Genomic DNA, 19,986 nt, shown 5'->3' on the forward strand with positions numbered 1-19,986 from the left:
CTTTTCATTTCACAACATTTGGCTTCATTCATGTTCGTGGCAGCACATGTACGCCGAACCCGTCCAACATATCACTTAACAAAGATAGCGGCAAGCCAACCACATTAAAGTAACATCCTTCAATGCGGTCGATCAGTGAAGCACCAATGCCCTGAATGGCATATGATCCTGCCTTATCTGAAGGCTCACCTGTCTGCACATAAGCACGGATGGTCGCATCCGACAGCTCTTTCATCGTTACATCGGTCTGGCGGTAATGAACTAACGACTGTCCATTGCCCGCATCAATACAAGCGACGCCCGTGAACACCCGATGTACGCGGCCCTGCAGCCTTGATAACATACGTTCAGCATCCGCTTCGTCTAAGGGTTTGCCTAGAATCTCACCATCCAGAACAACAACGGTGTCACTACCAACAATAATGGCTTCCTGCTCGCGGCCTTCAAGCCCGCGATACACGGCAAGCGCCTTGCGCAAAGCAAGTTCCTGTACCGTCTGTTCAGGTGTCCACTCTGGTGGTGTATCTTCATTGGCATGACTTGGTATTACATCAAACGCTAGGTGGAGTGATGCGATCAGTTCTTTGCGCCGAGGCGATGTGGAGGCCAGAATAATAGGGCGCTGTTGTGTGTTATCCAAAATGAACGGCTCCTTATGCCACGGCAACATCCTGTCCGGATCACGATAATAGATGTCACTGGTTTAATTTTTTTCGTCATAACTCGTCATTCTCCTACAGTCTGCGATACAGCCACACAGCGGCAATCATACCGATCAGACTCAGAAGGCTCATTTGAAATTGAAGTGAAATATTATAACTGATAATATCCAGATCAGCCTGTGGCGACCAACGTATGGTCGTGGCTTTCGTAAGAAAGGCTACTGCCTTTACAGGCTGCAGTGCCTTGGCGATCCACGCTCCGGCCATCCAGCCGAGCAGCAGAAACAGCAATAACATGCCGAAGTTTTTTTTCATCGGTAATCTTCCCTCGCCATTTTTTGACACCCACATTATTATACGGGGTTTTGTACGCCAATACAAACACAAATCCGGCAAGGGGAACTATTTCCAGTTCCTTGCCGGATGAGTATTTCCAAGCGTTGTTATGGGAAAGAGCATGTTACTGCTTAATCGCTTCGAGCCATTTTTTCTGCTGCAGTACATATTCCATCAGATCGGACTGCACAGACCACATGTGCACATCATCCGGGTTCTTGTTGTACTCTGCAATAGCCGTTATTGCATCGTTCATTGATTTCTCCATTCCACCAACAATAGGTTGTACCTCCGCAGTCAGGCCGGGTGAGAGGCTATTCAAACCGGTTAACCACGACTGGTGCTTATTCTGAATCGCGGTCATCGTTTCTGCAGAGACTGCTGTCGGTGCGGATTGTCCCAACTGCTGAATGGACAAGGTAGACAATTGTTCGACCAGTGCAGAACTGTTTGTGAAGAAAAGCTGCACATCCTCTTGCTTGCCACCGAATATAGCCGGATTGATCTCAGGGTTCACGATCTCCTTGACATACAGTTCGACTCCCTGAGCTTTTAGCCTGGAGCTAAGTAGCTTGGCCTCTTCACGATCAGCCGAAATGCCTGCATATACTCGATTGCCATCTTCAGGATCAGACCCTGCGGCTATACCAGCCTGAGCCAGCTCAAGCTTGGCCTGCTCAGCTCGTTCAGGAGAACTGAACACGCCGTATTGAAGTGCATAATACGTGCTGCCAGTAGCCGCTGTCTGTACCTGCTGTTCTGTACCTGCTGCCCCCTCCTGACCCGTCACAGTGGAAACTGCCTGATTGACGGGAAGAAGATTGCCTGGCTTTAGGGCTCCTTCTTTATTAAAAAATGAAAGAATAACCATGCCAAAAAGCGCTCCGGTAACAAGTGCCCCAGTGACAGAACCAATCATTTTCCAGCCCCTTGGAGGGCGATTGCGCTTATAGGAATAGTTCTCCGAATCTACAAGCCAGTCGTGGCCTTGATCATCATGGGTATTGGACAGATCATGACGCTCTTCCTCCGGATTATCGGTGTGACTAACATAACCGTAACCGGAACGGTTTCCAAAATAATGAGCCTCATCCAAGTTCAAGTTCGAATCAGGGCTCACCCGCTCGTCAGGTTCAGGTACAGTAGAGCTTGTCAGCACCGTCTCTCCCCAGTCTCCGGGGATATCCTCAGGCGTCCATGATGGGGTTGTATCCATCTGCTTAGGCGTTAGCGGTTGATTATGCGGTAACTCTTCACTTAACGTCACCAATGGACTGGACGCGGAACTCCTCTTATTTTCAGGCTTGTCCGACTCATGATCCCCGAAGCGAAACGTCATTCTAGCATTGCTCACCCGTACCCTCTCCTTTGTCCCATTTATATCAGCTATATGTAGAGACTGGAGAATACATTCCATATAACGCAAAAAAAACGCCTGCTTCGTATCGAAGACAGGCGTTTTCTCAATTGATTTATTTCAAACTTTTGGCAAGTGTATCGCCGACTTTCCAAATATCACCTGCACCCATCGTAATCACAAGATCTCCTGGCTGCAAACGATGCTGCAGATCAGCTACAACTTCTTCTTTTGTAGGGAGGTAACGTGCAGAAGCATTACTGTTTTGAACAATCAGTTCAACCAGTTTGGCTGAGGTTACCCCTTCGATCTGTTTTTCGCCCGCAGGAGAATAGATATCCGTAATAAGCACTTCATCCGCTTCCGCAAAAGCACGACTGAACGCATCCAGCAGGAAGAACGTACGCGTATAACGCTGTGGCTGGAATACCGCGATAATACGTTTGCCCGTTGCTTTGGCTGCACTAATGGTAGCTTCAATCTCAGTTGGGTGATGAGCATAATCATCGATGATCAGCATATCGCGCGCCTCGCCCAATACCTGGAATCTGCGTTTGGCTCCGTGGAACTGGATGATAGCTGCCACAATCTTCTCAAATGGAATGCCTGCTTCCAGACAGGTAATCACAGTAGCCATCGCATTATAAACGTTATGCTTACCCGGCACCGATAATTCCACCGTGCCCATAGCAGCACCCTGATGATTCATCGTAAAGGAGATACGGCGATCGCCCAATACAATATCCGTTGCCGTATAATCTGCAGCACGATCAATACCATAGGTTGTAATCCGTGACTTGAGTTCTGGCAAAATCGCTTGAACATTCTCGTCGTCAGAACACACAATCGCTGTTCCTTCCGGACGAATCTGGCTCAGGAACTGCACATAAGCCCTTTTGAGCTCCTCAAAATCACTGTTGTAATTCTCCAAATGATCTGCCTCAATATTGGTTACAATACCGAGCCATGGATGATACTGCAAAAACGAACCATCGCTCTCGTCCGCTTCAGCGACTACCCAGTCGCCTTGACCGGCCTTCGCGTTGGTACCCACATTCATGATTTCTCCGCCAATGATATATGTCGGATCCGTATCACATTTATCCATAACAAGTGCAATCATGGATGAGGTGGTTGTTTTACCGTGAGCTCCGGCTACAGCCACACCTTTACGTTCGTTCAACAAACGTGCAAGCATCTGGGAACGATGCAGAATCGGAATGTTCAGCTCTGCAGCTGCTACCCGTTCCACATTATCAGCAGGCGCTGCCGTAGAGTAGACAACCAGATCTGCCCCAGTGACGTGCTCTGCCGTATGTCCGATATATATTTTCGCTCCCTTGGCTGCCAACTTCTCGGTCAACTCCTGTGAAGCGACATCCGATCCGGTAACGGTGTATCCCATTTCCAACATAACTCTTGCGATGGCACTCATGCCATATCCGCCAATCCCTATAAAATGAACGTGTTCCGATGTATTTAACAAAACTTTCACCAACCTTTTTCAGAATCGGTTTGATGCAAAAGGGCTGCCCGCACATCCGCAATCAGGTACAGTGTGCCGGAGACCACCCCCAGATCTTCCGCTTCCGTCCGTGACTTCAATAGATCAAGTGCCTTCGCCCATTCGGGCTCGACGATGATTTCCAGTTCCTGCTTCGCAATGGCGGGACGTACCCGTTCGACAATCTGCAGCAATTCGGCTGCATCCATTTTGCGTCGGAAATCTGGCTCGGTCAGGATCAGCGTATCCACTAGTGGCAGTATATGCTGCAAATACGCTTCGTGATGCTTATTTGCCAACATACCCATCATCAAAATTAACTTGTTGTGCGGATAGACATCCACAATGCTCTTGGCCAGTGACTCTGCCCCTTCCGGATTATGTGCTCCATCAAGCACAATTCGGGGTTCATCGACGACTTTTTCGAATCTTCCTGCCCAGAAAGCATTCTCCAGTCCAAGTGCAATATCGTTGTCATCCAGCATAAATGCCATGTATTGTCTAAGCAATTCAAGCACCATCAGTGCGGCCGCAGCATTGTCACATTGATGTGAGCCTTGCATGCGTATGCGAACGTCCAGATCACGAAACGGGCCGGTAAAATGAAAAGATTGTCCGTTCTCATTACTCTCCAGTCGATGATAAGAGAATTGATCTCCAGCCAAATACAGGCTTGATTGAAGCTGCTGTGCTTTCTCCTGAATCACTTTCACAGCTTCAGGTTGCGTCGCGCAGGTCACAACGGGTACTCCCGGCTTGATAATGCCTGCCTTTTCTCCAGCAATCTGCTCAATCGTATCTCCAAGCACATCCGTGTGATCCATACCAATGTTGGTGATGACGGACACAACAGGCGAAACAATATTCGTTACGTCCATCCTTCCCCCCAGCCCCGTCTCCCATACCACAACATCAGGGTAGCACTCTTCTGCATAATACAGAAGCGCGAGAGCCGTGGACACCTCAAACATCGTTGGGGAACCAAGTGGAGTAGATGCCATTTCCATAACCAACGGGCGCAGACGGTTAGAGATCTTCAACAAAGTCTCTTCCGGAATATCCTCGCCGTTGTATTGAAAACGGTTCGTAAACTTGGTGATATAAGGCGACGTAAAGGTACCCACATCATATCCAGCCTGAAGAAGTACTGACGTCAAAAAAGCGCAAGTCGAACCTTTGCCGTTCGTTCCCGCGACGTGAATAAATTTGAGACGTTGGTGAGGATTGCCTAACATAGACATCAGACTCTCGATTCGTTCCAATCCAGGTCGAATGCCAAAAGGAATAAGGCCATTGATCCAGTCCACGGCCTCGTTATACGTAAGTAAAGGAGCTGCTGCATCTGTCCCGTCTAATTCCGTCATCTGATTCACCTTCGGTCCCGAGTTTGAGTGAAAAAAGCGGCCGGATGGCATAATGGCTCTCCATCCGACCCAAGTATATTAACCTTTCAGTTCCTTGATTCGTGCAATCACTTTATCCCGTTTATCGGAATAGTCTGCTTGCTTGGCGCGCTCTTCCTCAATAACCTTGGCAGGCGCTTTGGCAACAAAGCCTTGATTCGACAGCTTTTTCTCCACACGGAGTACTTCGCCCTCAAGGTTCTGTAACTCTTTCTCCAGGCGAGCCACTTCCTGTTCGATATCAATAAGACCAGCCAGCGGCAAGTATAGTTCTGCCCCTGTGATGATTGCAGTCATCGCCTTATCCGGGGAGCTTAGATCCAGCCCACTATCGAACTCGGACGTGTTACAGAAACGTTTGATGTAATGACTGTTACGTTCGATGATGCTGGACGCTTCAGGGCTATTTGCTTTTACCATCAATTCGATCTTTTTGCTCATAGGCACATTCACTTCTGCACGAATGTTCCGAACTGCACGAATGGTATCCATGAGCAGGTTCATCTCGGCAACAGCCTCCGGGTTCTCCAGAGCAGGATCATATACCGGCCATGCTGCCAACGTAATCGTCTCACCTTCATGTGGCAGATGCTGCCAGATCTCTTCGGAGATGTATGGCATAAACGGATGAATCAGGCGCATGGTCTGATCCAGCACATAAGCCAGCACGGATTGTGTTTTCTTCTTGGCAACCGGATCTTCCCCATAGAAGGACAGCTTAGCAAACTCAATGTACCAGTCACACAGGTCATCCCAGATAAAGTTATACAACACACGACCCGTTTCCCCAAACTCATACGCTTCGATTAGACGCGTAATATCGCGGGAAGTTTCGTTCAGACGGTGCAAAATCCAATAATCCGCTGTACCAAGCTCTCCGCTAATGTCACGTTCCTCATAAGTGAATCCTTCCAGATTCATCAATGCAAAGCGCGAAGCGTTCCAGATCTTGTTGGCAAAATTACGAGCCTGCTCCACCCGTTCCCAACGGAAACGGAGATCCTGGCCTGGCGTGCTGCTGGTTGAGATCATGTAACGCATTGCGTCTGCGCCATATTTCTCGATCACATCCAGCGGATCTACACCGTTGCCCAATGATTTGGACATTTTGCGTCCATCTGCATCACGAACAAGACCATGCATCAGCACATCCTTGAACGGAATCTCATCCGTGAATTCCAATGCAGTGAAAATCATACGTGCAACCCAGAAATATATGATGTCATACCCTGTCACAAGTACACTTGTCGGATAATAACGTTTCAGATCTTCCGTATCTTCCGGCCAGCCTAGCGTGGAGAACGGCCATAAGCCGGAGCTAAACCAAGTATCGAGTACATCTTCGTCCTGTCTGAGCTTGCGTCCAGCATACTCTGGCAGCGTTGTCGGATCTTCAGCAGATACAATGATTTCACCCGTTTCCTCATCATACCAGGCCGGAATACGATGTCCCCACCACAGTTGACGGGAAATACACCAGTCACGAACGTTCTCGATCCAGTTCAGATAGGTTTTCTCAAAACGATCTGGAACAAAATTAACCCCTTCGCCGCTCTGTTGCTTCTTAATCGCTCTCTCTGCAAGTGGCTTCATCTCAACGAACCACTGTGTAGACAGATACGGCTCAACAACAGCTCCCGTACGTTCACTGTGTCCAACCTGATGCGTGTGATCCTCAATGTTGATCAATACGCCCTGCTCTTTCAAGTCAGCAACAATCTGCTTGCGGCAGTCACTGCGATCCAGTCCCTGATACTTGCCTGCCTCAGCATTCATTGTGCCGCTCTCATCCATTACCGTAATCTGAGGCAGGTCATGACGAAGACCTACTTCAAAGTCATTTGGATCATGCGCAGGCGTGATTTTAACAGCACCACTTCCAAATTCTTTATCCACGTAATCATCAGCGATAATTGAAATTTCTCGTCCAATGATAGGCAGTACAAGCACTTTACCAATCATATCTGCATAGCGCTCATCCTTCGGATGAACAGCAACTGCTGTATCACCCAGCATCGTTTCTGGACGCGTTGTTGCCACGGTAACGTAGCCACTTCCATCTTTGAGCGGGTACCGCAGATGGTACAAATGACCCTGAACCTCTTTATATTCAACCTCAATGTCGGACAGAGCTGTCCGGTTCACCGGGTCCCAGTTAATGATGCGTTTGCCTCGGTAAATAAGGCCTTTTTCATACAGTTGAACAAATACTTTACGAACCGCTTGGGACAGACCTTCATCCAGCGTAAAACGTTCACGTGAGTAATCAAGCGACAATCCCATTTTGCCCCATTGCTGACGGATGGTAGTTGCATATTGATCTTTCCAGTCCCATACTTTCTCCAGAAACTTCTCACGTCCCAGATCATAACGGGTCAGACCTTCTTCACGCAGCTTCTGCTCCACTTTGGTTTGGGTAGCAATACCTGCATGGTCGGAACCCGGAAGCCACAGTGCATCATAACCCTGCATCCGTTTGGTGCGGATCAGAATATCCTGTAGTGTAAAGTCGAGCGCATGCCCGATGTGCAGCATCCCGGTCACATTTGGGGGTGGAATTACAATCGTATACGGTTCGGCATCTTTACGTTGACCGGCTTTGAAATATCCGCGCTCCATCCAGGTGGAGTACCATTTGTCCTCTGCCGCTTTAGGATCGTAAGTGGTCGGCATTTCTGTTGCAGCTGATTTTTTTTCCTCAGACATGTGTCATTCCTCCGTTACTTCATCTTCATCATCTTCGCCAAAAAAAACAAAAAAAACCTTTCATCCATCAAAGGACGAAAGGTTAGCTTTCGCGGTACCACCTTTGTTTCACGCCAACAGCAAGATAGACTTCACCCTCTGTACATGACGTGACACTTCAAGCAGATAACGGCTGCTACCGGCCCATCCTACCTCAGAAATAAATGACGATAAATCTCATTTATCCCTTGTATTCAAACAGGCAACTCCCGGGCGACTTCGATCAGTTGGTTCCTGCGGAATCTCACAGCGTTGCAATTCCACTCTCTGAAAGGTCATACTGTCTACTACTCCCGTTCCACGTTGTTCTTCAAAAAACCTACACACATCATACCTTGCTCGTGCGCGATAGTCAACCTGACAACAGCGGATAAAGAGCGCTGGAATGCAGGTTTAGGACGAAACATGCAAAAACCCGCAATCCTCAAGGGGATCACGGGTCGTAACGAAGGCTTTAACTACGGATTAAGGGATGTACAATATCTGACCTTCTTCCACAACTTGTTCAGATAATCGGTTATACAACTGAAGTTCCCTCGTGCTCAATTGGTATCGATCTGCAATGGCATCCAGTGTATCTTCCCGCTGGACGATACACAGTTTCACCTTACGGAATGGCGTCTGGTCCACGATCGTTCCCAGGAACAGATTCTTCCATTCCACATCCTCAGGTGCATACGTTTCTTCCTGTATCACACCGGCTGGAACCTCTTCGCCTCTCTCCACTTCAGCATCGCGTGCTGATCTGCCAGAGGATAACAAGGAAGAGATACCTACACCCTCCTCTTGTCGTGGTGCGGATTCCTTTTTGCTGCCAAAAGCAACCTTCAACTCCGGCTTGTCTTCCGTCTCAGCAACAGGTTCAGGAACAAATGCTTCGTTCTGCACAAACTCATCTACCCCAGTCGCTTCAAAAGACGGACGTTCTTCCTCTGCATTGCCTGCTTCGGACGAACCGAATACACCTTGCCAGTTCTCCGCCTGTGGTTCAACCGGAACATCAACTGCCTGATTCTCCTGCTGAGGTACAGATCTCGCTGATTCGAAATGCCATACATCTGGTGCGTCCGGTACATCTGGTGCTGCAAACTCATTAGATGATTGAGCAGTAGGCTCTGGGACTACTTGATCTGAATTTCTAGGCTCCTCAGGCAATGCATCCCCAGAAGGCTCGGACCACGCTAAAGACTCTTCTTCCAGAGGCAGCACCGGTTCCGACTCAGGGTAAGAAGCTAACCGATCAGCGGTCTCAGCCATAAATGACGAGATCGGAGAAGGTTCGCTGTATTGCTCATGGGATGCCAATTCATCTCCATTCTCTGTCAGAGATGCGGGATCTTCGTCTGCATCAGGTTGTCTGTTTTCGTTAGCATACTCCGCACTTTGCTCCTCAGATTGAAGTGACTCGGCCGATGATAAGTTCGCATATTCCTGATGATATTCCGGGGCACCATATGCAAGTTCTGCTGCATTCGCAAGTCTCTCTTCCTCACTCCGCTGGAGCAGATACTCTTGTGCAAATGTGTTGGGGTCGCTACCTGTCTGTTCTGCTTCATCGGAACGGTTGGATTGCTGAGCATCCGGTGAGTGGACTACCGTAAATTCATCTGCTGACCAAACTTGTGGCTCTTCAACAGGAAAGCCCTCGATGCCTCGCAGCGACAACACGCCAGTAATATTCAGACTACGATTGGATAACAGATCCACGTCAAAATTTTCGATCTCGATGGAAATATCCTCAATCGATCTGACCCGGTTCAGAGGCACTGTGATCTCCACGGGAATGAAATGTTTGAGCTCCTCTGAAGCCTCATTTTCTCCTCTGTACGCACCTGTAAGCAAAAGATGCCCTCTTAACGTGGCATGATCATCCTGCCCTATGACTTGAATGCGCGGGTATAGTTCAATTTCCTCCAATTCCTCAATCGCAGGGACTCCCTCAGACAAATGAACGCGCTCATAAATATCGAACCGCAAACCATAAGGTTGATTCAACAAAGGTGGCGTCCTCCTTTCGGCATATGTTCACCATGATCCTTCTCATGGGACTGATCCATGGTCCAAATCCTTCGTTACCCCATCTATATGCCTTGAATGAGATGAGCATGCCACCTTTTGAAAAACCTTGTATCCCCAGATTTTTTTTGATTCCCTTCTTCAAAGAGCAGATCCGGGGATAACGGCGAAGCATATGCTTCCGATGCAGCTTTCTTTCAGAAAGCTTTTAGGCGAACGCTCCGCTTCTTCACGTTATTTCTGTCCTCTCCGTTCTCGTGTAACTATTAAAGTTCGCTCTATATCATTTATGAATACACCTTTTCACGTTCTGCCAATTGTGTGAAATCGGATGGCCAACGGTCGTTCACTTCAATCATCGCTCCGGTTAACGGATGACTAAACTTAAGCATCTCTCCATGAAGTGCTTGTCGCCCAATGGCATCCGCTCTACCACCATACAACGAATCACCAATGAGCGGGTGTCCCGCGTAACTCAGGTGTACACGAATTTGGTGTGTTCGTCCTGTATCCAGCTTTAATCGTACAAGGGTTGCTCGTTCCCACACTTCGACGGTCTCCACATGAGTAACAGCTTCCTGTCCACCTTCCGAGACACGTCTGCGCTGCTTGTGATGTCTATCCTTGCCAATCGGAGCATCAATTTTGTGGAGTTCAAGGGGAATTTGTCCACCTGCAATAGCTACATAATGGCGACCAATCTCTTTACGACGCATCGCTTCATCCAGTTTGGCGAGGGCAAAAGCATTTTTGGCATATAGGACAGGTCCCGTTGTATCCTCATCCAGTCGATGAACATGGCGTACGCTTGCCTGAATTCCGTTCATTTCATAATAGGAGGCAACCACATGATCCAGCGTGATGGCCTGATCGGCACGGCTTCCATCTGGATGCAGTTTCATGCCTGCCGGTTTGTGCATAACCAGACAGAAATCATCCTCATATAATACATTCACATCAGCCCAGCGTGGCTCAACATCGATTGGCTGGGACGCAAAAAGGGCCAGCCGAAGCCGGTCCCCTGCAAGTTGTATTCCTTGGTTTGCTTTTAACTGACGGAGCAGTTTCTCCGGAAACTGAAGTTCAGACAATAACCATTGCTCTGCAGCCATCGGTTTGTCCGAGCTGCCTGTTACGGCTTTCCCTGGCATCAGCTCAAGCCATTCCCCGCGGCGTTTCCAACTTTTGATGGTCATAGCGATTGAAGAGCTTTACGATTCGCCTCAATCGTATCGTCAATATCCTGCTCCGTGTGCACACCAGAGACAAACATACCTTCGTATTGCGAAGGCGCAACACTCACACCTTGATCAATCATGGCCGCAAAATAACGACGGAATTGATCCAGATTGCTTTCTTTGGCAATATCATAATTGGTTACTGGAACGGCACTGAAGAATGGACAAACCATGGAACCCACACGGTTAATGGTTATCGCAATACCCGTCTCAGCTGCATTTTTCTCGAATCCGGCTTGCAGACGTGCAGACAATGTCTCCAGACGGTCATAGACCTCTGGTGTTAACAATTTGAGCGTTGTATACCCTGCTGCCATAGCCAGCGGATTCCCGCTCAATGTACCTGCCTGATAGATTGGTCCTGTTGGAGCAATCTGTTCCATCAGATCCCGACGGCCACCATAAGCACCAACCGGGAGTCCGCCACCGATAACTTTACCCAGACAAGTCAGGTCAGGTGTAACCCCATATCGTCCCTGAGCACAGTTCAACCCTACGCGGAAACCGGTCATGACTTCGTCAAAAATAAGCAGGCTGCCATATTGGGTCGTCAAACTCCGCAGGCCTTCAAGGAAACCGGAAGCCGGAGGAACAACCCCCATGTTACCCGCCACAGGTTCCACAATAACAGCGGCCAGTTCTTCACCATAACGTTCAAAAGCAAGTCTCACGGACTCCAGATCGTTATAAGGCACCGTAATGGTATTCACAGCTACGCCTTCAGGCACGCCTGGACTATCTGGAAGACCCAGCGTTGCAACACCTGAGCCAGCCTTGATCAGCAAGCTGTCTGCATGTCCATGATATGATCCTTCAAACTTCAGAATTTTACTGCGTCCGGTTACCCCGCGTGCCAGTCGAATGGCACTCATCGTTGCTTCAGTTCCAGAATTAACCATCCGCACGATATCGATAGAAGGTACACGCTCACAGACCAGTTTTGCCATCTCGGTCTCCAGCAAGGTAGGCGCACCAAAGCTTGTTCCTTTGAGGGCTGTCTCACGCAAAGCTTCTACAACGTCAGGGTGTGCATGTCCCATAATGAGTGGGCCCCACGAACCCACATAGTCAATAAAAACATTGCCATCAATATCGTAGATTTTGGACCCTTCACCACGTTCTGCATAGATCGGAGTAAGTCCCACCGATTTGAATGCGCGTACAGGGCTGTTCACACCCCCGGGTATGTACTGCTTCGCTTCCTCAAACGCGCTGCGTGAGCGCTCATCCTTGCGACGATTACCTTGTTGTGCAGTCATGAATATCCTCCTCAATGTAATTTATTTTATTTCTCAGCCAACCAGCGTGAAGCGTCTTTTCCGTAGTAGGTAATGATCATATCTGCACCTGCGCGTTTCATGCTGAGCAGGATTTCCATGGCAACCTTTTTCTCATCGATCCAGCCTTGAATCGCCGCCGCCTTCACCATGGCATACTCGCCACTTACATTATAGGCAACAAGCGGAAGATCAAATTGATCCTTAATCGTACGCATGACATCAAGATAGGACAGCGAAGGTTTAACCATTAGCATATCCGCTCCTTCGAGCACATCCGTCTCTGCTTCACGCAAGGCTTCACGCGCGTTCGCCGGGTCCATCTGATATGACTTGCGGTCTCCGAATTGTGGTGTGGAATCCGCAGCTTCACGGAATGGACCATAGAATGCGGATGCATATTTAACAGAGTAAGACATGATCGGAATGTGACTGAATCCATTCTCATCCAGCCCCGCGCGGATCGCTTGTACAAATCCATCCATCATGTTGGATGGTGCAATAATGTCCGCTCCTGCTTTGGCTTGAGACACTGCCGTTTGCACGAGTAGATCCAGTGATTCGTCATTTAACACATCTCCGCAGATGTGACCGTCAATCTCCACGGTGTGTACCATACCGCAGTGACCGTGATCCGTGAATTCACACAGACAAGTATCCGCAACAACCAGCAGTTCCGGGTACCAGGATTTGATCAATCTCGTCGCTTCCTGCACAATGCCATCTTCAGCAAAGCCAGATGAACCCACACTGTCCTTCGTCTCGGGAATACCAAACAATAACACGGCTGGAATTCCCAGCTCGGCAATTTCCGTTACTTCCTCCTGAAGACGATCCAGCGAGAAGCGGAATACGCCAGGCATGGATTTAATTTCAGATTTTACATTTTCTCCATACGTAACATAGATTGGTTGAATAAAATCATCCACGGTTAGATGGGTCTCTCTGACCATATTGCGAATACCTGTGGATTGACGTAAACGGCGATGCCGTACAATTGGAAAACTCATACGAGTAAAACCTCCTTGAAAAAGTTAAATAGAGCAAAAAGGGAAGCGCGCTGGTATCCTATCGAATTCAGCACGCTTCATATGTTGACATGATTACATGTGTATTAATTTCGAAGAGCGCCTTCTTTGGTTCCTGTCCGTTTCCAGTCGCATAGCACTGTGATCAAGCTATCCATCGTTGCTTCCTCTGCCATCAGTGTAACCTTTAGTCCAGCGGCTTCTGCCGTTTTCGCTGTAACAGGCCCGATACACGCAACCTCCACATCTTTCAATAAAGGCAGTGGATCTTGCAACCCCATACGTTTCAACATACTCATGAAGTTGGTAACCGTCGATGAACTTGTAAAGGTCACCGCATGAATACCACCTTCTTCAAGTAGCTTGAGTAGTTCGTCATCATCCTCACCAGCGAGGATCGTATCGTAGGTGATGGCTTCGGTGACCTGAAGCCCTCTTTCTCTCAACTGGTCACGTAACCATGTACGTGCAAGATCACCATGCGGAAGCAGTACTCTCTGGCCTTCCTTCAGCTCGCTTTCAAAAGCCTCAAGCATGCCTTCGGCCTGGAAAGGACCTTTGACAACTTCAGCTACGATGCCATGTTTGCGCAAAGCGTCCGCTGTGGAAGGTCCTACGGCAGTAATTCTCGCTTGATGAATCGAGCGAATATCCTTGCCTTCCTGTTCCAGATGGCGGAAGAAAAACTCCACGCCGTTCACACTTGTGAAAAACACCCAGTCATAGGTATTTAAAGCACTGAAGGCGTCTTTGACACTTTGCTTGGCAGATTCACTGGATGGCATGACCGTCTCAATAACCGGAAACTCATACGGTTCGCCGCCGAGTTCCTCAATGCGATTCACCAGTTCACTCGCCTGACTGCGAGCACGGGTTACCAGAATTCGTTTGCCAAATAGCGGCAGCGCTTCTGCCCATTTCAATTGTTCCCGCTGATTGACAACATCTCCCACCACAATAACAGCTGGTGGTTGGAAATTGGCTGCGATCACTTTCGCTTCTATATCTTCAAGGGTACCTGTAAGGGTATCCTGTTCCGCTCGTGTTCCCCAACGAATCAGAGCTACCGGTGTTTGCGCTGGACGACCATGACGTATCAATTGTTCGCTGATATATCCAATTTTGGCAACCCCCATCATAAATACAAGTGTGCCCGTTGCATTCGTCACTTTATCCCAATGGATACTGCGATCAAGCTTGTCCGGACTCTCGTGCCCCGTAATAATAGAGATGGAAGATGCATAGTCACGGTGAGTCACAGGAATTCCGGCATACGCAGGCACACTTATTGCAGCGGTAACCCCAGGTACAATCTCAAACGGAATTCCGTTTTTGTGCAGCAAACCCGCCTCTTCGCCCACACGTCCAAAGATAGTTGGATCGCCGCCTTTAAGCCGAACCACAACCTTGCCTTCAAGAGCCAGATCAACCAACAGTTGATTGATCTCTTCCTGTTTCATCGTATGCCGATCCGGGCGCTTGCCCACGTAAATCTTGACTGCGCCGGGTTTCATTTGTTTCAACAATCTCGGACTTGCCAAACGATCATAGACTACAGCATCGGCTTTCCCGATGGATTCCCACCCTTTTACCGTAATCAGCTTTGCATCCCCAGGACCTGCCCCTACCAAAAAGACCTTTCCCACCATGTCTTCATCCCCTAACTTCTGCCAGTATCTGCTCTGCTCCCCGTTCGATCAATCTCCACGCCACTTCTTCACCCAGACGAACCGGGTCCTTGCCGATCATAGCTTCCTTAAGAATCAGTCCACCATCCGGCGTGCCGACCATACCTGTTAATTGTAACGTGTTTTCACCATTCAGGGAATCTGCATCTTGCTGAGGCACCCACACCGCATGAGCACCGATCGGAACCTGACAGCCCCCATTCAATACACTGAGAAAACGGCGTTCCGCCTGTACAGGAAATGCTGTCTCGGGATCGTTATACAGCTGTAGCAAGTGCAATAGTTCCTCATCGTCTTCACGACATTCGATACCAAGCGCGCCTTGACCCACTGCCGGAAGGCAAGCTGTTTCCGTCAAGTACTCTGTGATTCGGTCTTCCCAGCCCATACGGTACAATCCTGCAGCTGCCAGAATAATCGCATCGAATCCTTCGGTCTCCAGCTTCCGCAGACGGGAATCAATATTGCCGCGAATCGATTCCAATTGCAAATCTGGACGATAGGCCTTTAATTGACTCGATCGGCGCAGACTGCTTGTTCCGACTCTAGCTCCTTCTGGCAGTTGATCCAGAGTTAGTCCACCATTAGATATCAGCGCATCCCGTGGATCTGCACGACGGGGAATAGCACCATTGATTAATCCTTCGGGTAACTCGGAGGGCATATCTTTCATGCTATGCACAGCCATATCAATCGTACGATCAAGCATCGCCTGTTCAATCTCTTTGACAAACAGACCTTTGCCTCCCACTTTTGACAACGTTACATCCAGAATGAGATCTCCCTTGGTAACAATCTTATGTACTTCAAAGTCAAAAGCTAATCCTTCCCGCTCACAAATATCGCGTAAATCCTGAATGACATGACCTGTCTGGGTTAGCGCAAGCGCGCTCTGTCTACTTCCAACTTTAATTGTACGCATATCTACACTTCCTCCTGATTACGGGATATCCAGTCCCCGATTTCTTCTTCGGTCCACCACCGAAAATGGCCTGTACGAATATCCTCTAATATGTGCATTTCAGTTAATTGCCGAAGCAACGTACTCCTGAGACTTGAAGAAGATACGCGTGACTTCACCTCAGTCCTCATCTGGTGCAAAAACTCAAGGTACGTCTCATATTCATCACCGAACTGTCGTTCGAGTGTGGCACGTATCTCCGCAGCTGCTGCCGGTCCCGCTCCTGCTGTGGATATCGCTATGCTTAATCTCCCACGCCTTACCACACTTGGCGTAATAAAGCTGCTGTGCTCCGAAGACATCGCGTTATTCCCCAGTATGCCCGCAGCCTCAGCATCCCGAACCACAGTTGAATTGACCTCTGAACGGTCAGTCGCTGCATATACGAGAAAGGCCCCCCGCAAATCTCCATTGCGGTAGGACCGGTCTATCCATTGAATTCGGGATTCATGATGCAGTTGTTTTAATACAGGAGTAAGCTCCGGACTAATGACCGTAATCTGTGCCTCAGCATGCAGTAATCCCTTAATTTTACGTTCGGCAACACGTCCACCACCAACCACGCAGCACTTCTTGCCTGAAGTATTCACAAATATCGGCGTGTAACGGTCCATCCCCTTCACTCTCCCGTCCAACGATGAAACGCTGAATACGCATTGGATAAAAAACTTATAATGACAAATCCGTACCCGATCAGTGTCCATCTTGCCATGATAATTGTAGAGAACTGTTTCCTTCTCTTGGATACGAAGTACCCCACATAGATGGCTATAGCAAGACCTGTCGCAATAACTTTGAGATCCAAGAGTAGAATCCAGCGTCTTTCCGCCACAATGGATAATACGGCAAGCATCACAGAAACACCAAGGAGCGGTGTACCTATGAAATTAGCACCATCCATGTATTTGCCGATCACTTCCAGGCTTGGCATCCGCCGCATCGTATCATTCCACTTTTTTTTCTTCAACTTACGGTGCAGGAACAGATATAACATGGCAAATACCGTAGCAACGGTTAACGCCGCAAAACCAAGATTCGCCAAGGTAATATGCATAATGAGTAATCCATGTACCGTTTGCCAGTTATGCAGTGATATCTCTCCGGCCGTAAACCACAGTCGGTTTAATACCGTAACGGAAAAACCTACAACATTCAGCAACAAAATCACAAATTCGGAACGCTGGATGCGAGTCATGACGAGAGACATCAGCACAATACTGAATGAAAATATAAACAAAAAATCAAAGGTGGTATAGATGGGGAAATGGCCTTCAGTCCACATGCGCAATATGACATGCGTTACCTGCAATCCCCAAACAACGACAAGAAACCCTGTGCCTGTCCGCTTCGCCCCCGCATTACGTCGAATGCAGTCCGAGAAATAGAACAGTAGGCTCAGGGCATACATATAGATTAGAGCTTCATAAACTTGTTCAGCAAGGGTCAAGCTGCCCACCCGCCTTATACGCCTGCCGGAGCATAAGCCGGCACGGGGTCTTGCCGGTTTTCGTTAAGGTGAGCGGCTGGTTTCGCCAGAGCTGTGGCATCACTCTGACTCACTTTTTCAGCGGCCATCTCTACTGCATCTTCCAGAGCGAAAATCTGAGTAAACATGCGCAGAGCTTCATCACCTTGCTTCGTGCCTGCCATTTCCTTAATCCGATTAATCGGATCTGTCGTCATTTGGTTCACAATACTCTTGGTCAAACGACGAATGACTTTACGTTGATGTTCATCCAGCTCAGGCAGTTTATTAAACAGGCTATCCATCGTTTCTTCATGAATGGAGACACCTTTTTCCTGCAAAGCCCGAATAACGGGACGAACACCCAACGTTTTGAGCCAATGGTAATAATCCTCCATCTCAAGCTCAATCATTCTCTCAATTTTGGCAGCTTCCACCTTACGCATCTCCAGGTTGCTCTCCACGATTCCTTCCAGATCATCAATGTCATAGAGAAATACGTTGGATAATTCACCAATCGCCGGATCAATATCGCGTGGAACCGCAATATCAATCAGGAACAATGGACGAGATTGACGACGCTTCATGCTCTCCCGTACCACTGCTGCATCCATCACATAACGTTCAGCTCCAGTCGAACTAATCACAATATCAACTTCATTCAGTCGATCTAATGCCTGTTCCATCGTACAAGGTGTGCCCCGGAACTTGGCTGCCAATTCTTCAGCTCTTGCGAGCGTACGATTCGCCACGATGACCTCTGATGCCCCGTTGGCATAGAGATGTTTCACGGTTAGTTCACTCATCTTGCCCGCACCCAAAATGAGCACCTTCTTGTCTGTGAACATGCCAAAGATCCTCTTACCGAGTTCAACAGCAGCATAACTGACAGATACGGCGCTCTCCCCGATGGAAGTCTCCGAATGTGCTCGTTTGCCCAGCGTAACTGCCTGTTTGAACAGCATATTAAACCAGGTACCTGTTGATTTCTCTTCTTGCGCTTTAAGAAAAGCCTGTTTCACCTGTCCAAGAATCTGAGTCTCACCAATGACCATGGAATCTAGTCCGCAGATGACGCGGAACAAATGACGCATGGCTTGATCATCTTCATATATATATAAGTGTTGCGTAAATTCTTCCCGTGGTACGTTAAACCATTGTTCCATGAATGTTCGAATAAAATAACCACACATGTGAAGACGGTCCACCACAACATACAACTCGGTACGGTTACATGTGGCTACGATTACACCTTCCAATACACTCTTGGTCAGCTTGAGCTGCTGCAGCGCTTCAGACAAATCCTTTTCTGCAAATGTGAATCGTTCCCTAACCTCTACAGGCGCCGTGCGATAATTCAAACCAACGACAACGATGTGCATTGCAAGTTCACCTGCCTAATAAATTTCCAATCAAAGTGCTTACTGCATATGTCTATCCATTTATGATTGACAAGGTTAATTATATCACACATCATAGCCATGACCGGGTCATTTTTATGAAATGTTTATGAAATCACCATGTTCATCATCATATGCACTGTCATTTATTGTAGTGTCTCACCAAAGTTCACCGTTATGCGTTAAAAAGTGTCCATTATGAATATTCATAACGATACGCATATTAAAACAAATAGCCATGGAATTATTCCATGACTATTAGAGTTTGGGAGGTTATGTGTCCATCCCGATATGTGAACATTGTGTATGCAATATACTTTTTATTTAAACCCGTTCAATCTGGTTGTTCATGTCTGGTGTTTCAACCTGCAATTCGCCCAAACCACGTACCAACTTCTTTGCATACGTTGTTTCAGGCTTTAATACGGATACCAGGTAGTCAATAGCAAGCTGTGGATCTACAGTCTCCCCACAAGTGTAACAATCAATCGCTGCAAAACCTCTCTCAGGATACGTATGAATGGAGAGATGGCTCTCAGACAATAGTACAAGTACGGTCGCTCCCTGTGGATCAAACTGCTTGGATTGTACGGACATCACTGTCGCGCCACATGCCTCTGCTGCTTCAATCATTTGGGCTTCCAGATACTCTGCATTGTTCAGTAGATTAAAGTCAACACCCCAAGTATCAACAGCAACGTGTCTTCCGAAAGTTGAATATTCCATCCTTCGGTTCCCCCTTCCTAGGAATAAAATGTTTGAAAAATTTCATCCGCTAGGACCTACGTCATTCACTTCCCGAGGGAAAAATCTCTCGCAACATATAATGTCCTGAGTGAATCCTGGTTCCTATTTTGTTTTCAACGAGATTAAAAATAACATTGAATCAGAGTGAAATCAACCCTT

The 19,986-nt window shown here is 48.0% G+C and carries 16 protein-coding genes and 1 other annotated feature; all 16 genes read right to left on the reverse strand.

Annotated features, from left to right (window positions below; all coding sequences use genetic code 11):
* Positions 1-28 precede the first annotated feature (28 nt).
* On the reverse strand, positions 29-640 hold the full coding sequence (locus ACETMN_RS26695) for a Maf family protein (RefSeq protein WP_036673538.1): 612 nt from the start codon (positions 638-640) through the stop codon (positions 29-31).
* Between the two features lie 94 nt (positions 641-734).
* Positions 735-977 (reverse strand): DUF4321 domain-containing protein, encoded by a 243-nt coding sequence (locus ACETMN_RS26700; protein WP_036605903.1) that lies wholly within the window; start codon positions 975-977, stop codon positions 735-737.
* Positions 978-1,122: 145 nt separating this feature from the next.
* Positions 1,123-2,352: an SPOR domain-containing protein gene (locus ACETMN_RS26705; RefSeq protein WP_179198363.1), complete on the reverse strand. Its 1,230-nt coding sequence runs from the start codon at positions 2,350-2,352 to the stop codon at positions 1,123-1,125.
* Positions 2,353-2,470: 118 nt separating this feature from the next.
* A complete protein-coding gene (gene murC, locus ACETMN_RS26710; protein WP_244661167.1) occupies positions 2,471-3,790 on the reverse strand; it encodes a UDP-N-acetylmuramate--L-alanine ligase in 1,320 nt (439 codons plus the stop codon).
* Positions 3,791-3,846: 56 nt separating this feature from the next.
* Entirely contained in the window at positions 3,847-5,223 is a 1,377-nt protein-coding gene (locus ACETMN_RS26715; RefSeq protein WP_091011917.1) for a bifunctional folylpolyglutamate synthase/dihydrofolate synthase, read from the reverse strand.
* A gap of 78 nt (positions 5,224-5,301) precedes the next feature.
* Entirely contained in the window at positions 5,302-7,968 is a 2,667-nt protein-coding gene (locus ACETMN_RS26720; protein WP_411735358.1) for a valine--tRNA ligase, read from the reverse strand.
* 67 nt (positions 7,969-8,035) lie between these two features.
* Positions 8,036-8,317: a binding site (T-box leader), on the reverse strand.
* A 155-nt stretch (positions 8,318-8,472) separates the two neighbouring features.
* Positions 8,473-10,005 carry a LysM peptidoglycan-binding domain-containing protein gene (locus ACETMN_RS26725; RefSeq protein WP_256974849.1) on the reverse strand — a complete coding sequence of 511 codons (1,533 nt, stop codon included), beginning with the start codon at positions 10,003-10,005 and terminating at the stop codon, positions 8,473-8,475.
* A 305-nt stretch (positions 10,006-10,310) separates the two neighbouring features.
* A complete protein-coding gene (locus ACETMN_RS26730; protein WP_411735359.1) occupies positions 10,311-11,219 on the reverse strand; it encodes an RluA family pseudouridine synthase in 909 nt (302 codons plus the stop codon).
* Complete coding sequence (hemL, locus tag ACETMN_RS26735) at positions 11,216-12,520, reverse strand: glutamate-1-semialdehyde 2,1-aminomutase (RefSeq protein WP_411735360.1); 1,305 nt, start codon at positions 12,518-12,520, stop codon at positions 11,216-11,218. Before hemL ends, ACETMN_RS26730 begins: the two co-directional genes overlap by 4 nt.
* Positions 12,521-12,546: 26 nt before the next feature.
* Positions 12,547-13,548: a porphobilinogen synthase gene (gene hemB / locus ACETMN_RS26740; protein WP_017692601.1), complete on the reverse strand. Its 1,002-nt coding sequence runs from the start codon at positions 13,546-13,548 to the stop codon at positions 12,547-12,549.
* Between the two features lie 104 nt (positions 13,549-13,652).
* A complete protein-coding gene (gene cobA / locus ACETMN_RS26745) occupies positions 13,653-15,215 on the reverse strand; it encodes a uroporphyrinogen-III C-methyltransferase (protein ID WP_047841188.1) in 1,563 nt (520 codons plus the stop codon).
* Between the two features lie 4 nt (positions 15,216-15,219).
* Positions 15,220-16,176, reverse strand: a complete 957-nt coding sequence (gene hemC / locus ACETMN_RS26750) for a hydroxymethylbilane synthase (protein ID WP_036605896.1) — start codon at positions 16,174-16,176, stop codon at positions 15,220-15,222.
* A 2-nt stretch (positions 16,177-16,178) separates the two neighbouring features.
* Complete coding sequence (locus tag ACETMN_RS26755) at positions 16,179-16,829, reverse strand: bifunctional precorrin-2 dehydrogenase/sirohydrochlorin ferrochelatase (RefSeq protein ID WP_411735361.1); 651 nt, start codon at positions 16,827-16,829, stop codon at positions 16,179-16,181.
* A gap of 5 nt (positions 16,830-16,834) precedes the next feature.
* Entirely contained in the window at positions 16,835-17,662 is an 828-nt protein-coding gene (ccsA, locus tag ACETMN_RS26760; protein WP_036605894.1) for a cytochrome c biogenesis protein CcsA, read from the reverse strand.
* Positions 17,663-17,676: 14 nt separating this feature from the next.
* The gene (gene hemA, locus ACETMN_RS26765) at positions 17,677-19,062 is read right to left on the reverse strand and encodes a glutamyl-tRNA reductase (protein WP_036605893.1); all 1,386 of its coding nucleotides are present in this window, start codon (positions 19,060-19,062) and stop codon (positions 17,677-17,679) included.
* A 342-nt stretch (positions 19,063-19,404) separates the two neighbouring features.
* On the reverse strand, positions 19,405-19,806 hold the full coding sequence (gene speD / locus ACETMN_RS26770; RefSeq protein WP_127548249.1) for an adenosylmethionine decarboxylase: 402 nt from the start codon (positions 19,804-19,806) through the stop codon (positions 19,405-19,407).
* Positions 19,807-19,986: the final 180 nt, after the last annotated feature.

Source organism: Paenibacillus sp. M2 (assembly GCF_046713495.1).
GTDB lineage: Bacteria > Bacillota > Bacilli > Paenibacillales > Paenibacillaceae > Paenibacillus > Paenibacillus amylolyticus_B.

Coding starts and splice junctions, on each gene's coding strand:
- ACETMN_RS26730 (WP_411735359.1), bottom strand. CDS start 11,219: ATGACCATCAAAAGTTGGAAACGCCGCGGGGAATGGCTTGAGCTGATG.
- speD (WP_127548249.1), bottom strand. CDS start 19,806: ATGGAATATTCAACTTTCGGAAGACACGTTGCTGTTGATACTTGGGGT.
- hemL (WP_411735360.1), bottom strand. CDS start 12,520: ATGACTGCACAACAAGGTAATCGTCGCAAGGATGAGCGCTCACGCAGC.
- ACETMN_RS26755 (WP_411735361.1), bottom strand. CDS start 16,829: ATGGACCGTTACACGCCGATATTTGTGAATACTTCAGGCAAGAAGTGC.
- cobA (WP_047841188.1), bottom strand. CDS start 15,215: ATGGTGGGAAAGGTCTTTTTGGTAGGGGCAGGTCCTGGGGATGCAAAG.
- ACETMN_RS26700 (WP_036605903.1), bottom strand. CDS start 977: ATGAAAAAAAACTTCGGCATGTTATTGCTGTTTCTGCTGCTCGGCTGG.
- ACETMN_RS26720 (WP_411735358.1), bottom strand. CDS start 7,968: ATGTCTGAGGAAAAAAAATCAGCTGCAACAGAAATGCCGACCACTTAC.
- hemC (WP_036605896.1), bottom strand. CDS start 16,176: ATGCGTACAATTAAAGTTGGAAGTAGACAGAGCGCGCTTGCGCTAACC.
- hemA (WP_036605893.1), bottom strand. CDS start 19,062: ATGCACATCGTTGTCGTTGGTTTGAATTATCGCACGGCGCCTGTAGAG.
- hemB (WP_017692601.1), bottom strand. CDS start 13,548: ATGAGTTTTCCAATTGTACGGCATCGCCGTTTACGTCAATCCACAGGT.
- ACETMN_RS26715 (WP_091011917.1), bottom strand. CDS start 5,223: ATGACGGAATTAGACGGGACAGATGCAGCAGCTCCTTTACTTACGTAT.
- murC (WP_244661167.1), bottom strand. CDS start 3,790: ATGAGTGCCATCGCAAGAGTTATGTTGGAAATGGGATACACCGTTACC.